A 12,864-nucleotide genomic window follows, 5' to 3' on the forward strand; every position below is an offset into this window, starting at 1 on the left:
CACCAGGGTGAGATTCGTCGCGAAATGTCGCCTTCACGTCACGCTGGGCGAGCCAGGCACGAACTAGGGCTGCAGCCGCTCGACCTGGCCGTCGATCACCCGAATCCGGTTGTGCAGCCGGTTTTCCCGGCCCTGCCAGAACTCGACGACTTCGGGGGCGATCAGGTATCCGCCCCAGTTCGGCGGCACCGGGATCTGCTCGGTGCCGGCGAACCGGGCGGTCACCTCGGCGAGCTGCTCGAGCAGTGCCGCGCGCGACGCAACGGGCTGCGACTGGCGTGAAGCCCACGCCCCCAGCTGCGAACCCCGCGGCCGCTTGGACCAGTACTCCTCGGTGTCCCGCGGGTCGACCTTGCTCACCGCGCCCCGGATGTGGATCTGCCTGCCGAGCAGGTACCAGGGGAACGTCGCCGACGCGTACGGCGTCGCCGCCAGATCGAGACCTTTGGCCGAGTCGTAGTTGGTGTAGAACGTGATCCCCGCCTCATCGGCGCTCTTGCACAGCACCGACCGGCTGACGGGCCTGCCCTCAGCGACGGTCGCCACCACCATGGCGTTCGGTTCGGCGATGCCGGCGGCCTGCGCGTCGTCAATCCACCTGCGGAACAACGCAAGCCACCCGTCGCTGAGCCAGTCCGCATCGAGGTCCGGACTGCCGTCCTTCTCGACGGACCCGTACTCCACCCGCATCCCGGCCAGGTGCTGCCCATGAGTTTCGGTCACCGCCCCAACGCTACTCGGCGGCAGTTACCGGCCGGTAGTAAGCGGCGCGGACAGAGGTGCGAGAATTTGGCACATGACTGTGGTTCCGGAGGATTTTGTCCCAGGCCTGGAAGGCGTCGTGGCCTTCACCACCGAAATCGCCGAACCCGACAAAGACGGCGGCGCGCTGCGCTACCGCGGCGTGGACATCCAGGATCTGGTGAGCCAGCAGGTCACGTTCGGCGACGTCTGGGCGCTGCTGGTCGACGGCGAGTTCGGCCGTGGGTTGCCGCCCGCGGAGCCGTTCCCCTTGCCGATCCACACCGGCGACGTGCGGGTCGACGTGCAGGCCGGCCTCGCGATGCTGGCGCCGATCTGGGGATACCAGCCGCTGCTGGACACCGAAGAATCCGTCGCGCGCGACCAGCTGGCCCGGGCCTCGGTCATGGCCCTGTCCTACGTCGCGCAATCGGCGCGCGGCATCTACCAGCCGGCAGTGCCGCAGAGCGTGATAGACGAATGCTCGACTGTCACAGCACGTTTCATGACCCGCTGGCAGGGCGAGCCGGATCCCAGGCACGTCGAGGCGATCGATGCCTACTGGGTTTCAGCCGCTGAACACGGCCTGAACGCCTCGACGTTCACGGCCCGGGTGATCGCGTCAACCGGCGCGGATGTGGCCGCGGCGCTGTCCGGCGCGATCGGGGCGATGAGCGGCCCCCTGCACGGTGGGGCGCCGGCCCGCGTGTTGCCGATGATCGAAGAGGTCGAGCGCACCGATGACGCCCGTGGCCTGGTCAAGGGCATCCTGGACCGCCGCGAAAAGCTGATGGGTTTCGGGCACCGGGTGTATCGGGCCGAGGACCCGCGGGCGCGGGTGCTGCGCGCCACTGCCGAACGCCTGAAAGCCCCTCGTTACGAGGTTGCGGTCGCCCTCGAGCAGGCAGCGCTGGCCGAGTTGCGGGAGCGCCGGCCGGACCGCGCGATCGAGACCAACGTCGAGTTCTGGGCAGCGGTCATCCTGGACTTCGCCGAAGTGCCGGCCAACATGATGCCCGCGATGTTCACCTGTGGGCGCACCGCCGGATGGTGTGCCCACATCCTCGAGCAGAAGCGGCTGGGCAAATTGGTGCGCCCGTCGGCGATCTACGTGGGTCCTGGGCCGCGCAGTCCGGAATCGGTCCAGGGCTGGGACCGGGTGCTCACGACTGCATAACGGCAGCCGGCCTCTTGTATGTACCAAAGAGCTTGTCGCCGTATGTCATAACGACCGACAGGTTGGTGGGACGCTTTTCGGAGTGATGCAGTTCGTGTCCGGACGCTGCTGGCAGCAGCCAACGGGGATAGAACGTCATGTCGTAGCCACTGTGTGTGATCACCATGGCGGTGGTGTTTGCCACGGCGTAGGCGACCACGATCATCGGGTGTGCCCCGAACACCAACGGCGGAACGTACAGGCACAGCATCACCATCAGGCCCTCGACCGGGTGCACAACGAAGTTGGTCCAGATGGTCAGCGGTGATTGCACCCGGTGGTGCAAGTAATGCACCTTCTGGAATACGAACCGGTTGCCATGCTCGAGTCGGTGCCACCAATAGGTGAGGAACTCCCCGATCACCATGAAGCACCCGAGCTGGGTGACGAAGGCGATCAAAGTTGGCGCCGCCGTGGGGACTTCGTTGATCCAGGGATGGAATATGCGGTGTAGGACGAAGAACGCCACCGCCGCACCCACGTAGGTCGACATGATTCGCAATCCCAGCTTGGTTGCCGCTTTGGCCGAGATTCGCTGATAGACGACGACGTCGAAGATCGAATATACGACCCCGGTCACCAGCACGACCGCGACCACCACCGGCAGGAAGTACAACGGGAATTCGAAGAATCCGACACCCAGGTTACGCAACATCCAGTCCCAAATAGGCTGCAGCGCGGTGTGATTCATGGTGTCGCTCCTACTCGTGTGAGGTGTCGATCAGCAGGCGCCAGGCGGCGAGTCGTAGTTCGGTGATGCACTGCTCGACGGTGATGTCGCCGACTCCGAGCAGCGCCAGGTCGGCGAAGAACACCCGCCCGAGCACGGTCATCGCCGGGTCGAGTGACAGCGACGACGGAACGTCTTCGACGGCGCCGCCCAGCAGGTCCAGAAACATCTGCCGAACACCCAGACGGAATTCGTCAGCGACCGGACCCTGCGCCAGCACCGAGGCCATGGTGGCCCGCACCATCGGCAGGTCCGATGCCGCTTCCCGGACCACCTGCTCGATCGCGACGTCAATGGCGTTGGCCGGCGCCGCGGTCGCCGCGATCGCCTGCGGAATGCGTTGCGCCACATCGTGACCCCAGGCCAGCGCGGCCTCGCACACCACATGTTCCTTGGACGCGAAGTAGCGGTAGGTGGTCGCCCTGGAAACGCCCGCGGTGTTGGCGATCTGCTCCATACCCACGGTTTCGTGGCCGTGCTCACGAATCAGCTGGCGAGCAGCTACGAGCAGACGCTCGCGCACGTCTCGCTGACGCGCATCCAGCGTGCGGTGAATCGTGAACGTTGTGGGGCCCACGCGGTCGTCCTTTGTAAGCGGTGACGAGACAGTTGCTGCTACAGCTGTCTCACTTTGGGATGAGACGACTGTATCAGCAGCAGTATCAGTGAGCAAGAATGACCTTGCGGCGCCTCCTCCGGTCGCTGCCGGCGTCCTGTCGGAGCCCCGGGTTACGGTTCGCGATGAGAATTGCCGACTGGGTTGGTCAGTACGTGTGAGCCCGGGCGGGCGATACCCACAACCCTAGGAGTGACCCATGGCCATCAAAGTCGAACCTGCAGTGATCCCGCATCTTGTCGTCGACGACGCCGCTGCCGCAATCGACTTCTACGTCAAAGCGTTCGACGGCGTGGAACTGGCACGCATTCCCGGCCCGGACGGCCGGCTGATTCACGCCGCCGTCCAGATCAACGGCTCGACGGTGATGCTCAACGACGACTTCCCGGAAATGTGTGACGGCCAGTCGATGACCCCGAAGTCGTTGGGCGGCACGCCCGTCACCATGCACCTCACGGTCACCGATGTCGAAGCCAAGTTCCAGCGCGCGCTCGACGCGGGTGCCACCGTGGTGATGCCGCTGGAAGACCAGTTCTGGGGAGACCGCTACGGCGTCGTCGCCGATCCGTTCGGGCACAACTGGTCGCTGGGCCAACCGGTTCGCGAGGTCAGCGTGGAGGAGATCAAGGCACAGATGTCCGCCGGGGCAACCAGCTAAGACGAGCGCAACCGGGCCAGCAGGCGCCGTCCCCGGGACGGCTCCTGCGGCGCGGCGGCCGCAGCGGCGAGCATGTCGGCGACGTCCGTGAACTTGCGGCGGGGGCGGCCATCGACCGTGCCGCGCGCCACCTCGGCGGCATCGATCGCTCGCCATCCCGCGGAGTCGACGAGGTCAGGCTGGCGTGCGGCCACCAGCTCGGCAAGCGCCGTCGGACCGGCCGCCGGATCGGTCAGTTTCCCGGCGTTGAAGTCGGCCACCAGCGCCTGCACCGTCTGGAACGAGCAGGACTTGTTGGTGCCGATGAAGCCGGTCGGACCTCGCTTGATCCAGCCCGCGGCGTAGGCGCCGGCGACCGGCAGGCCCGTGCCGGGGTCCACCACCCGTCCGCCGTCGTTGGGCACGACGGCCGCCGCTTCGTCGAACGGCAGGTCGCGAATAAGCTTGCCGCGGTAGCCGATTGACGTCAGAACCAGTCCCGCCTCGAGGTGCCGGGGCGCGCCGGTGGCGGTGACCGAGAACTCGACTCCGGCGGCCCGGCGCTCACCGGCGACACGTTGCGGCGTCAGACCGTAGGCCAACCGGATGCGCGGCCGCGACGCCGGTGCCGAGCCGTCGCCCAATCCGCTCAGCACTTCCAGCTTGTGTCTGGTCAACGGATCCGAGACGGAGGCCAGATCCGCATGCACCCAGCGCTGGTCCTCGGGGTCGAGAACGACCTCGCGGGCGCTGGTGAGCCCGATCAGTTCGGGCAGGGTGAACGCGGAGTGGGCCGGTCCACGACGGGCCGCGACCACCACCTCGCGGACAGCCGACTTCCGGAAGGCCCTCAAGGCGTGGTCGGCGATGTCGGTGCGGGCCAACTCGTCCGGGTCGGCAGTGAGAACCCGCGCCACATCGAGCGCGACGTTGCCGTTGCCGATGACCACCACCCGCTCGTGGCTGAGATCGATTGGCAGGGTCGCATATTGGGGATGGCCGTTGATCCACGCGACCAACTCGGTGGCGGTGCCGGTACCCGGCAGTCCCATTCCTTCGATGTCGAGCCGACGGTCGTCAGGTGCGCCGACCGCGTACAGCACGGCATGGTGGTGCGCCAGCAATTCGGCGTGGCTGACGTGCCGACCGACTTCGATGTTCAGATAGAAGTTGAAGCGGCGGTGCTCGGTCACCCGATCGAACAACCGGGTCACGTGCTTGGTGTGCTGGTGATCAGGCGCCACCCCGGCACGCACGAGACCGAAAGGAGTGGGCAACTTTTCGAAGACGTTGACCCGTACACCCTGTTGCACGAGAAGTTCGTCCGCGGCGTACATCGCCGCCGGACCCGATCCGACGATGGCGACCGTCAGTGGCCGTCGTCGGGTGCGCACCTGTGCGGCCGGAATCACCGGCGCCAGCTTCGATGTCGGCGGCAACTTCACGTCGGCGGGCCGGTCCGGATAGAACGACGCGTTGATCTCCACGAACGGCAGTTGGGCCGCATCCAGCTTGCTGTGCGGGACGATGGCGCCGACCGGGCAGGCGCTGACGCAGGCACCGCAGTCCACACACGCCACCGGGTCGATGTAGAGCATCTCCGACGTCGCATAGCCTGGCTCGTCCGGGGACGGGTGAATGCAATTGACCGGGCATGCGAAGACACAGGACCCGTCATTGCAGCACGACTGAGTAATAACGTGCGGCATAAGGCAACTCGCAGACTGATCAGGCAGCCGGCACGGTGGCCAGGTGCTGGCGCTGCGGCTCACTGCGGTAGCGCGAAGGCTTGCCGTTGATCCTGCAGATCCGCCACATGAGCCGCGCCGAACGGTTTTCCATCAACCCGGTGTCGTAAGCCAGCATCCGGACGTCGGCGAACATGTCGCGCAACCACTTCCGCGATTCGGGCGACCGGAAGAACAGTTCCTTCTTGACTGAGCGCGGAATGTCGAACTCCTGCCAGAAGGCCTTCGGCGGGATCAGGATCGCGTTGCACAACGTCCGCATGGTCAGCGGGAAGAACAACGAAGTCCAGAAGCGTTGGCGGCGGTTCAGATTCGGCAGCCGGCGGCGCAGGAACTCATGAGCGAACGAGATATGGCGGGCTTCCTCGGCCACGTGAATGGCCATTACCCGTTCCATGACCGGGTGCAGCGCCTTGCCCTCCCGCAGCACCTGCTTCTGGGTGTGGTCGATCGGCTCCTCACCGGCCAGCACCCCGATGAAGAACGCCACCGGCAACGGACCTGCCACCAGTGGGACCAGTGGTGAGATCCAGCGCAGCCGTCGGGGCATCCCCGGGACGTCGGCGCCCACCCGGTTCACCATCTCCTGGAACATCATGGTGTGGTTGCACTCTTCGACCGATTCGTGCAGGCAGTAGCGGTATTCGGGTGATCCGTTGGGCACCCAGAAGGTGTAGTTCATCAGCCCGCGGATCAGGATGGACTCGAAGTGCAGGCCCACCTTGGCCACGTTGGCCTGCCGCCACATCCCGATCTTGATCTTCTTCTCTTCAGGCTGCGCCTGATACCACGGGTGCCGGCCGAGCGGATCGGTCGTCGGGAGGATCCACCGGGGATCGTTGTCGGTGACAGCGAATTCCGGTGACTCCCAATCGATATCGGTGTACGGGTTGAAATTGCGCCGCACAGACCCCTCGGACAGTGTGGCAAGCATTTCCACGTACTCCGCGTCGTCCCGCACCTCCATGTTGCGGCGCCAACGTCGAACAATGCGCGTCCTGGCAGTCGTAGCAACCATCAGAAGCCTCCCCAGCGAGGTTGAGATCCGGACGAATGAAGAACACGGTACCGCCGGTACTGGGAATTATCCAGGGCGGTTCCGCGGGCTGTGGCCCACGCCGCATCGAACATCGAGTGTGTCCTGGCTCACACACCCGGTCGCGACCAGGCATTATCCCGACCGCTTGGTTTCCGGTCGCCGGCCGCTCACTACCCTGTTCACCATGGCTGACCAGCTCACGACTTCCCTCGAGATTCCCGCCGACCTCAAACCCCGCGACGGCCGCTTCGGCTGCGGGCCGTCCAAGGTGCGGCCCGAACAGCTACAGGCGCTGAGCACCACCGCCGCGTCGCTGTTCGGCACCTCGCACCGCCAGGCGCCGGTGAAGAACGTGGTGGGACGGGTGCGCTCGGGCTTGTCTGATCTGTTTTCGCTGCCTGACGGATACGAGGTCATCCTGGGCAACGGCGGCGCCACGGCGTTCTGGGACGCCGCTGCCTTCGGGTTGATCGACAAGCGGTCGTTGCACCTGACCTACGGCGAGTTCAGCTCGAAGTTCGCTTCCTGCGTCGCCAAGAACCCGTTCGTCGGCGATCCGATCATCATCAAGGCCGACGCCGGTTCCGCGCCGGAACCCCAGTCCGACCCCTCGGTCGATGTGATCGGCTGGGCTCACAACGAGACGTCGACCGGCGTCGCGGTGCCGGTGCGGCGCCCCGCCGACTCCGGAGACGCCCTCGTCCTGATCGACGCCACCTCGGGCGCCGGCGGTCTGCCCGTCGACATCAATGACGTCGACGCCTACTACTTCGCACCGCAGAAGAACTTCGCCAGTGACGGCGGTCTGTGGCTCGCCGTGATGAGCCCGGCCGCCCTGGCCCGCGTCGAGGCCATCGCCGGCTCGGGTCGCTGGGTCCCGGACTTCCTGTCCCTGCCCATCGCCATCGAGAACAGCCTCAAGAACCAGACCTACAACACCCCCGCGATCGCCACGCTGGTGCTGCTGGCCGAGCAGCTTGACTGGATGCTGGGCAACGGCGGCCTGGACTGGGCGGTCAAGCGCACCGCGGACTCGTCGCAGCGGTTGTACTCGTGGGCCGAAGAACGGCCCTACACCACGCCGTTCGTCGCCGACCCGGCGCTGCGCTCGCAGGTGGTGGGCACCATCGACTTCGTCGACGAGGTCGACGCGGCCGCGGTAGCCAAGACGCTGCGGGCCAACGGCATCGTCGACACCGAGCCGTACCGCAAGCTCGGCCGCAACCAGCTGCGGATCGCGATGTTCCCGGCCGTGGACCCCGACGACATCAGCGCACTGATCAACTGCATCGACTGGGTGGTCGAGCGGCTTTAGCGCGGCGACGATGCGGGCCGGATCCGGCCCGCTGAGGAGCAGCGCAAGACTGCTTCAGCGCGGCGACGATGCGGGCCGGATCCGGCCCGCTGAGGAGCAGGGCCAGACGGCTTGAGCGCTGCTCCATCCTGCTCAGCCTGCTGCAACCGTCCAGCGTGTCAGTACCGGGTTACCGGAGTTCGCTGCACTAGAGTTCGCACGTAACGATTCCGTTGCTGACCTGCACGGAGTCTGCGAGGAGAAGCCATGCGGGAACTCAAAGTGGTTGGGCTTGACCCCGACGGCAAATTCGTCCTCTGCGAGGGCGCCAGCTCGGCCGAGAAGTTCCGGCTGCCGGCCGACGAGCGCCTGCGAGCCGTGCTCGACGGCGACCCGATACCATCCGAGCAGCCCGCGCTCGACATCGTCGTGACAAACATGTTGAGCCCCAAGGAAATTCAAGCCCGAATCCGCGCTGGTGCGTCCGTCGAGCAGGTTGCCGCGGCGTCCGGATCCGACGTCGCGCGGATCCAGCGGTTCGCCAACCCGGTGTTGCTGGAGCGCTTCCGGGCCGCCGAGCTGGCAACGGCCGCGCATCCGCTGCTTGCCGACGGGCCCGCGGTGCTGAGCCTGCTGGAGACCGTCACGGCGGCACTGGTGGGACGGGGGCTCAGCCCGGAGAAGCTCACCTGGGATGCCTGGCGCAACGAGGACAGCCGCTGGACCGTGCAACTCGGTTGGCAGGCCGGACGCTCGGACAACGTCGCTCACTTCCGTTTCACGCCCGGAGCGCACGGCGGCACTGTCACCGCGATCGACGCTCCGGCCAGCGAGCTCATCGACCCTGACTTCAAGCCCCGCCAGCTCGCTCCGGTGGCGCGTCTCGCGTTCGAGGCCTCCCCCGAGCCCGCTCAACCAGCTCAACCTGCGCAACCCGCACCGCCGGCGCCACCGACCGCCACGGACACGCCCGCCGAGCAGCCGGCCGCCAGCCGGCGCGGCAAGCCGGCCATCCCCGCCTGGGAGGACGTGCTACTCGGAGTGCGCTCGAGCGGGCAGCGCTGAGGCGACCGCGCCTATCCGGGGCTGGCCCCCATCAACATCACCGCTAACAGCGACACCCACGCGCCGGCCACCCCGATTGCTGACCCGAGCACGAACCAGCGCAATACCGGAGTGCGGCGCCAGCCCCACACCGTGGGCGCCAGTCCACCGACCGCCACCAGATTGAGACCCACGGCCAACAGCGGATGCACCCGGATCAGCCCGAGGCTGAGCACCACGATCGCGGCACCGGTGACGGCGGCGACGAAACCGGCCACCGCCAAACCCGTTGCCCAGGGCACGGACTCATCGTTCACGTCGCGAGCCTAGCCCGAGCAGACCCGCTCGTAGAATGCCACCGCCGCCGCCGTCGCCACATTGAGCGAGTCGGTGCCCCGCGACATAGGAATCCGCACCCGCAGGTCGCTGATCCGCAAGGCAGCCGTCGTCAGGCCGGGCCCCTCGGCGCCGACCAGCACCGCGACCCGTTCGCCGTGCACCGCCGCCATCGCCTCCCGCAGAACGCGTGCGTCGCCCTGCGGAGTCATCGCCAAGAGCCGGAAGCCGCTCTCCCGAAGCCGCACCAGGTCGGCCGGCCACTCGGTCGCCCGTGCATACGGCACCAGCAGCGCGTGTCCCATCGAGACGCGGACCGCGCGACGGTAAAGCGGGTCGGCGCACCCGCTGCCGAAAACCACCGCATCCACCCCCAGGCCCGCCGCGTTGCGAAAGATCGAGCCCAGGTTCTCGTGGTCGTTGACGCCTTCGAGCACCGCCACCGTGCGCGCGCCGTCGACCACCTGGGCAACGCTCGGCTCGGGCACCCGGCTCGCGCTGGCCAACACCCCACGATTGAGATGGAACCCCACCGCCTGGGCCATCACCTCGGCAGACGTGCGGTAGTACGGCGCCGTGGTGCTCGCCAGGTCGTTTCCCAGCTCGGCCAGCCTGCGGTCGGTACCCAGCAGCGCGCGCGGGGTGAACCTCGAAGCCAGCATGCGCTGGACCACCAGCACACCCTCGGCGATCACCAGACCCTTGCCGGTGGGCAGGTCGGGACGGCGGTCAACGCTGTTCAGGTCGCGGAAATCGTCCAGGCGCGGGTCGTCGGGATCGGTGACGTCCTGAACATCGATGTCCGGTCCGGTCACGGGCTTTCGTCGACCAGGGTCGAGATCAGGTCGGATGCGCTGCGCAGGATGTCACGTTGGGCGTCGTCCAAGGTGGCGAGCCGGTCGGCCAGCCACTCCTGTCGGGCCCGGCGCGCCGCTCTGACCAATTCGGCACCGGCTTCAGAGACCGAAACCAGCACTTGCCGGCCGTCGACGGGATGCGGGGCACGGTCGACCAGACCCTCGTCGGCCAGGGACGCGATCACCCGCGTCATCGACGGCGGCCGTACCCGCTCCCGGATCGCCAGTGCGCCGGGCGTCATCGCACCCTCGTTGGCCAGCGTCGTCAATGCCGAAAGCTGGGTCAGCGATACCGGCGACGAAGCGTTCCGGAACCGGAGTTGGCGAGCCAGCCGCATGACTGCCAATGACAAGTCTGCGGCCAACCGCGCATCGCTGTCAGGCACAGCGCGAGGTTACAACCAAACACCAGAGACGGGAATCAGAAACGGCGAACCACACACCGCCTGTTCACCACGCCGATCACTGCCGGGATCGTCGGCGGTATGTTGAGACGCGAAATGACTGACCGGCCCGACCCCGAACCGCCGCCACTGCCACCGGCGCTGCTTGCGGTATGGCCGATCATCCTGGTCGGTGCGCTGGGTTGGCTGGTGGCCGTCGCCGTCGCGTTCCTCGTACCCGGTCTCGAAACGTGGCGGCCGGTGGCTGTCGCCGGCCTCGGGGTAGGGGTGCTGGGCACCAGCATCTTCGGGTGGCAACTTGCCGCCGCCCGCCGCGGCGCACGCGGAGCGCAAGCCGGCCTGGAAACCCTGCTCGATCACTGATAACTCAACTCAAGGAGGACGCATGGCCGCCCCGTTGCTGCAGGCTTCAATCGATATCGAAGCGCCGCCGGCCAAAGTGTGGGAGTTGATCTCCGACTTTCGGCGCATGCCGCAGTGGAGTCCCCAGTGCCGGTGGATGCGGCAGTTCGGACCATTGCGCAACGGAACCCGCACGCTGAACTTCAACCGGCGCAACCGGCTGTTCTGGCCGACGACGTCCACGGTCGTCGAGGTCATTCCGGAGAAGAAGCTGGCATTCCGGGTGGACACCAACCGCACCATCTGGAGTTATGAGCTCGAGCCGCACGGGGAGGGCACCCGCGTGACGGAGAGCCGCCATGCCGAAAACGGCACCAGCGCCGTCTCCAACTTGACGGTCAACGCGCTGCTCGGCGGAACCGACAGCTTTGAGCGGGAGTTGGTCGAGGGCATGAACGCCTCGCTGGAACGGATCAAGGCCGCCGCCGAGGGTCGCTGAGGCGCCGGGCACGGCGTCTGGGATCGAACCGGGGCTTAGCGGTCAAACCCGCTGAGCCGCAGCGTATTACAAGGCTCGAGCAGGCGGCGTTAGCCGGACTCCGAACCCTCGTCGGGCACGCCGGGCGCGTCGGGCACCTGCGGCTTCTCAGGTTCCTGAGGGTCCGCGGGCTCGGTGGGGCCGGTTGCCTCAGCCGCGGCGGCGGGCTGCGTCGGCTCGTGGGTCTCGGCGGGCGCGGCAGCCTCCACCGGCGCGTCGGGCTCGGTGACCGCCGCAGGCGCCTCGGACTCGACTGGTTCGGCGGGCTCGACAGGCGTGTGGGGTTCGGCCGGCGCGTCAGGCTCGACAGACGCGTCAGGCTCAACAGGGGCGGCAGCCTCGACCGGCACATCGGCCGGTTCGGCAACCGCAGCATCCAGAGCTTCGACGACCGCAACAGGCGCCTTCTGTGCCACGTCGAGCACCCCGTCGTCGTACGGTTCGTACATCGGCGAGCCGGTACCCGCCGGCGCCGGGGTGTCGGAGTGCGCACCGCATCCGTAGAACTTGTCTACGACATGGCCGTCGGCCGACAGTTCATTGCCGCACACCCCGAACATCTCCCCGAGCGATCCGGCGAGCGGCAGGAAGAAACCACAGTCGCGGCATACCCGCTTGGTCGCACGCGACATCGCCGATTCGGGCCCGAAGTCACCCTCATGCCAGCGCTCCGCCGCATCGGCGCGACCCCACGCGCTCATCACCCAGCGACGGCCCAAGCCGAGTTCGACGGCAACCTCATCCACGTAGGGATCCCCACTGGCGCTGTATCCCGGGACCAGCCGCGGATCGTCCTTCACCGGCGCCAACAGATCCCCGGGGCCCAGGTCTCCCGGTCGCACCCGCTGGTCCCATGGAACCCAGTCGGGCGCGAGCAGAGCGGTCGGGCCGGGGATCAGCACCACCTCGCTGATCGTCGCGTGATCGGCGCCCGGATAACCGGCGACGACGACGGCCCACTGCCAGCCTTGATAGCCGGGCACGTGGGCCAGGAACCGGTGGGTGGCGGCATTCGGGTCTTCGTAGCTGACGCCCAGGTAGTCGCCGACGGCGTCAGCTCCGCTGAACTCCGCAACTGCTGCCCTGGCCTGCTCGGCCGCGCCCGTGAGCACCCCCGCGAGTTCGTCGGGCCATACAGCCACGGTCGCTGCGGAGGACTCTCCCCTGGGTCCGGTCACAGTGTCACCTTAATGTCACCTTGCTCATGCCGTACTTTCGTGCGCCCCCATACTGCCGGAAGACACGATGACCCAGCCACACCGGTTTACTCCGCAGCGACTCGGCATAGGACAGAATTGAATGGTGTCCGGACGGCGAGGTGA

General features: G+C 67.1%; 14 protein-coding genes and 1 pseudogene. 6 read left to right on the forward strand and 9 right to left on the reverse strand.

The annotated features are described in order from the left end of the window. Positions 1–63: 63 nt before the first annotated feature. Complete coding sequence (gene pdxH, locus C0J29_RS25525; protein ID WP_065049860.1) at positions 64–690, reverse strand: pyridoxamine 5'-phosphate oxidase; 627 nt, start codon at positions 688–690, stop codon at positions 64–66. A 106-nt stretch (positions 691–796) separates the two neighbouring features. Here pdxH and C0J29_RS25530 point away from each other — a divergent pair, with 106 nt between their 5' ends. After that, complete coding sequence (locus C0J29_RS25530; protein ID WP_120793950.1) at positions 797–1,918, forward strand: citrate synthase 2; 1,122 nt, start codon at positions 797–799, stop codon at positions 1,916–1,918. Here the strand turns inward: C0J29_RS25530 and C0J29_RS25535 are convergent. Both C0J29_RS25535 and C0J29_RS25540 read right to left on the reverse strand, forming a co-directional pair. Beyond that, positions 1,905–2,648: a sterol desaturase family protein gene (locus C0J29_RS25535; protein ID WP_065163615.1), complete on the reverse strand. Its 744-nt coding sequence runs from the start codon at positions 2,646–2,648 to the stop codon at positions 1,905–1,907. The genes C0J29_RS25530 and C0J29_RS25535 overlap by 14 nt on opposite strands. Positions 2,649–2,658: 10 nt before the next feature. Beyond that, the gene (locus C0J29_RS25540) at positions 2,659–3,264 is read right to left on the reverse strand and encodes a TetR/AcrR family transcriptional regulator (RefSeq protein WP_162951552.1); all 606 of its coding nucleotides are present in this window, start codon (positions 3,262–3,264) and stop codon (positions 2,659–2,661) included. A 238-nt stretch (positions 3,265–3,502) separates the two neighbouring features. Between C0J29_RS25540 and C0J29_RS25545 the strand changes: the two genes are divergently transcribed. Then, positions 3,503–3,961, forward strand: a complete 459-nt coding sequence (locus C0J29_RS25545; protein WP_120793952.1) for a VOC family protein — start codon at positions 3,503–3,505, stop codon at positions 3,959–3,961. Here the strand turns inward: C0J29_RS25545 and C0J29_RS25550 are convergent. Together C0J29_RS25550 and C0J29_RS25555 are read right to left on the reverse strand one after the other, a co-directional pair. Next, positions 3,958–5,649 (reverse strand): FAD-dependent oxidoreductase, encoded by a 1,692-nt coding sequence (locus C0J29_RS25550; RefSeq protein WP_120793953.1) that lies wholly within the window; start codon positions 5,647–5,649, stop codon positions 3,958–3,960. The genes C0J29_RS25545 and C0J29_RS25550 overlap by 4 nt on opposite strands. Before the next feature lie 19 nt (positions 5,650–5,668). Then, positions 5,669–6,706 carry an AurF N-oxygenase family protein gene (locus C0J29_RS25555; RefSeq protein WP_120793954.1) on the reverse strand — a complete coding sequence of 346 codons (1,038 nt, stop codon included), beginning with the start codon at positions 6,704–6,706 and terminating at the stop codon, positions 5,669–5,671. A 205-nt stretch (positions 6,707–6,911) separates the two neighbouring features. Between C0J29_RS25555 and serC the strand changes: the two genes are divergently transcribed. Continuing rightward, positions 6,912–8,042 (forward strand): phosphoserine transaminase, encoded by a 1,131-nt coding sequence (gene serC, locus C0J29_RS25560; protein ID WP_120794968.1) that lies wholly within the window; start codon positions 6,912–6,914, stop codon positions 8,040–8,042. Positions 8,043–8,288: 246 nt separating this feature from the next. Continuing rightward, a complete protein-coding gene (gene sepH, locus C0J29_RS25565; protein WP_120793955.1) occupies positions 8,289–9,086 on the forward strand; it encodes a septation protein SepH in 798 nt (265 codons plus the stop codon). A gap of 11 nt (positions 9,087–9,097) precedes the next feature. On the opposite strand, the gene C0J29_RS25570 is transcribed toward sepH, so the two are convergent. From C0J29_RS25570 to C0J29_RS25580, 3 genes are read right to left on the reverse strand one after another with little or no spacing between them, the layout of a single operon-like run. Next, complete coding sequence (locus C0J29_RS25570) at positions 9,098–9,382, reverse strand: DUF2537 domain-containing protein (RefSeq protein WP_065049875.1); 285 nt, start codon at positions 9,380–9,382, stop codon at positions 9,098–9,100. A 9-nt stretch (positions 9,383–9,391) separates the two neighbouring features. Further along, entirely contained in the window at positions 9,392–10,216 is an 825-nt protein-coding gene (locus C0J29_RS25575; RefSeq protein ID WP_065049877.1) for a TrmH family RNA methyltransferase, read from the reverse strand. Next, positions 10,213–10,644, reverse strand: coding sequence for an Rv0880 family HTH-type transcriptional regulator (locus C0J29_RS25580; RefSeq protein ID WP_065049879.1), 432 nt, complete (start codon positions 10,642–10,644; stop codon positions 10,213–10,215). Before C0J29_RS25580 ends, C0J29_RS25575 begins: the two co-directional genes overlap by 4 nt. Before the next feature lie 114 nt (positions 10,645–10,758). Here C0J29_RS25580 and C0J29_RS25585 point away from each other — a divergent pair, with 114 nt between their 5' ends. Together C0J29_RS25585 and C0J29_RS25590 are read left to right on the forward strand one after the other, a co-directional pair. Further along, positions 10,759–11,025, forward strand: a complete 267-nt coding sequence (locus C0J29_RS25585) for a DUF2530 domain-containing protein (protein WP_065049881.1) — start codon at positions 10,759–10,761, stop codon at positions 11,023–11,025. Between the two features lie 22 nt (positions 11,026–11,047). Beyond that, positions 11,048–11,503: an SRPBCC family protein gene (locus tag C0J29_RS25590; protein WP_065049883.1), complete on the forward strand. Its 456-nt coding sequence runs from the start codon at positions 11,048–11,050 to the stop codon at positions 11,501–11,503. Between the two features lie 443 nt (positions 11,504–11,946). On the opposite strand, the pseudogene C0J29_RS25595 reads toward C0J29_RS25590, so the two are convergent. Further along, positions 11,947–12,720: pseudogene (locus C0J29_RS25595) on the reverse strand (DUF3027 domain-containing protein); the annotation flags it as partial. Between the last annotated feature and the right edge of the window lie 144 nt (positions 12,721–12,864).

Source organism: Mycobacterium paragordonae, assembly GCF_003614435.1.
In the GTDB taxonomy this organism is placed as follows: Bacteria; Actinomycetota; Actinomycetes; order Mycobacteriales; family Mycobacteriaceae; genus Mycobacterium; species Mycobacterium paragordonae.

Bases quoted from the DNA above. Each gene is read 5' to 3' on its own strand.
- C0J29_RS25550 (WP_120793953.1), bottom strand. From the start codon at position 5,649: ATGCCGCACGTTATTACTCAGTCGTGCTGCAATGACGGGTCCTGTGTC.
- C0J29_RS25535 (WP_065163615.1), bottom strand. From the start codon at position 2,648: ATGAATCACACCGCGCTGCAGCCTATTTGGGACTGGATGTTGCGTAAC.
- C0J29_RS25545 (WP_120793952.1), top strand. From the start codon at position 3,503: ATGGCCATCAAAGTCGAACCTGCAGTGATCCCGCATCTTGTCGTCGAC.
- C0J29_RS25590 (WP_065049883.1), top strand. From the start codon at position 11,048: ATGGCCGCCCCGTTGCTGCAGGCTTCAATCGATATCGAAGCGCCGCCG.
- C0J29_RS25555 (WP_120793954.1), bottom strand. From the start codon at position 6,706: ATGGTTGCTACGACTGCCAGGACGCGCATTGTTCGACGTTGGCGCCGC.
- C0J29_RS25530 (WP_120793950.1), top strand. From the start codon at position 797: ATGACTGTGGTTCCGGAGGATTTTGTCCCAGGCCTGGAAGGCGTCGTG.
- sepH (WP_120793955.1), top strand. From the start codon at position 8,289: ATGCGGGAACTCAAAGTGGTTGGGCTTGACCCCGACGGCAAATTCGTC.
- pdxH (WP_065049860.1), bottom strand. From the start codon at position 690: ATGCGGGTGGAGTACGGGTCCGTCGAGAAGGACGGCAGTCCGGACCTC.
- serC (WP_120794968.1), top strand. From the start codon at position 6,912: ATGGCTGACCAGCTCACGACTTCCCTCGAGATTCCCGCCGACCTCAAA.
- C0J29_RS25585 (WP_065049881.1), top strand. From the start codon at position 10,759: ATGACTGACCGGCCCGACCCCGAACCGCCGCCACTGCCACCGGCGCTG.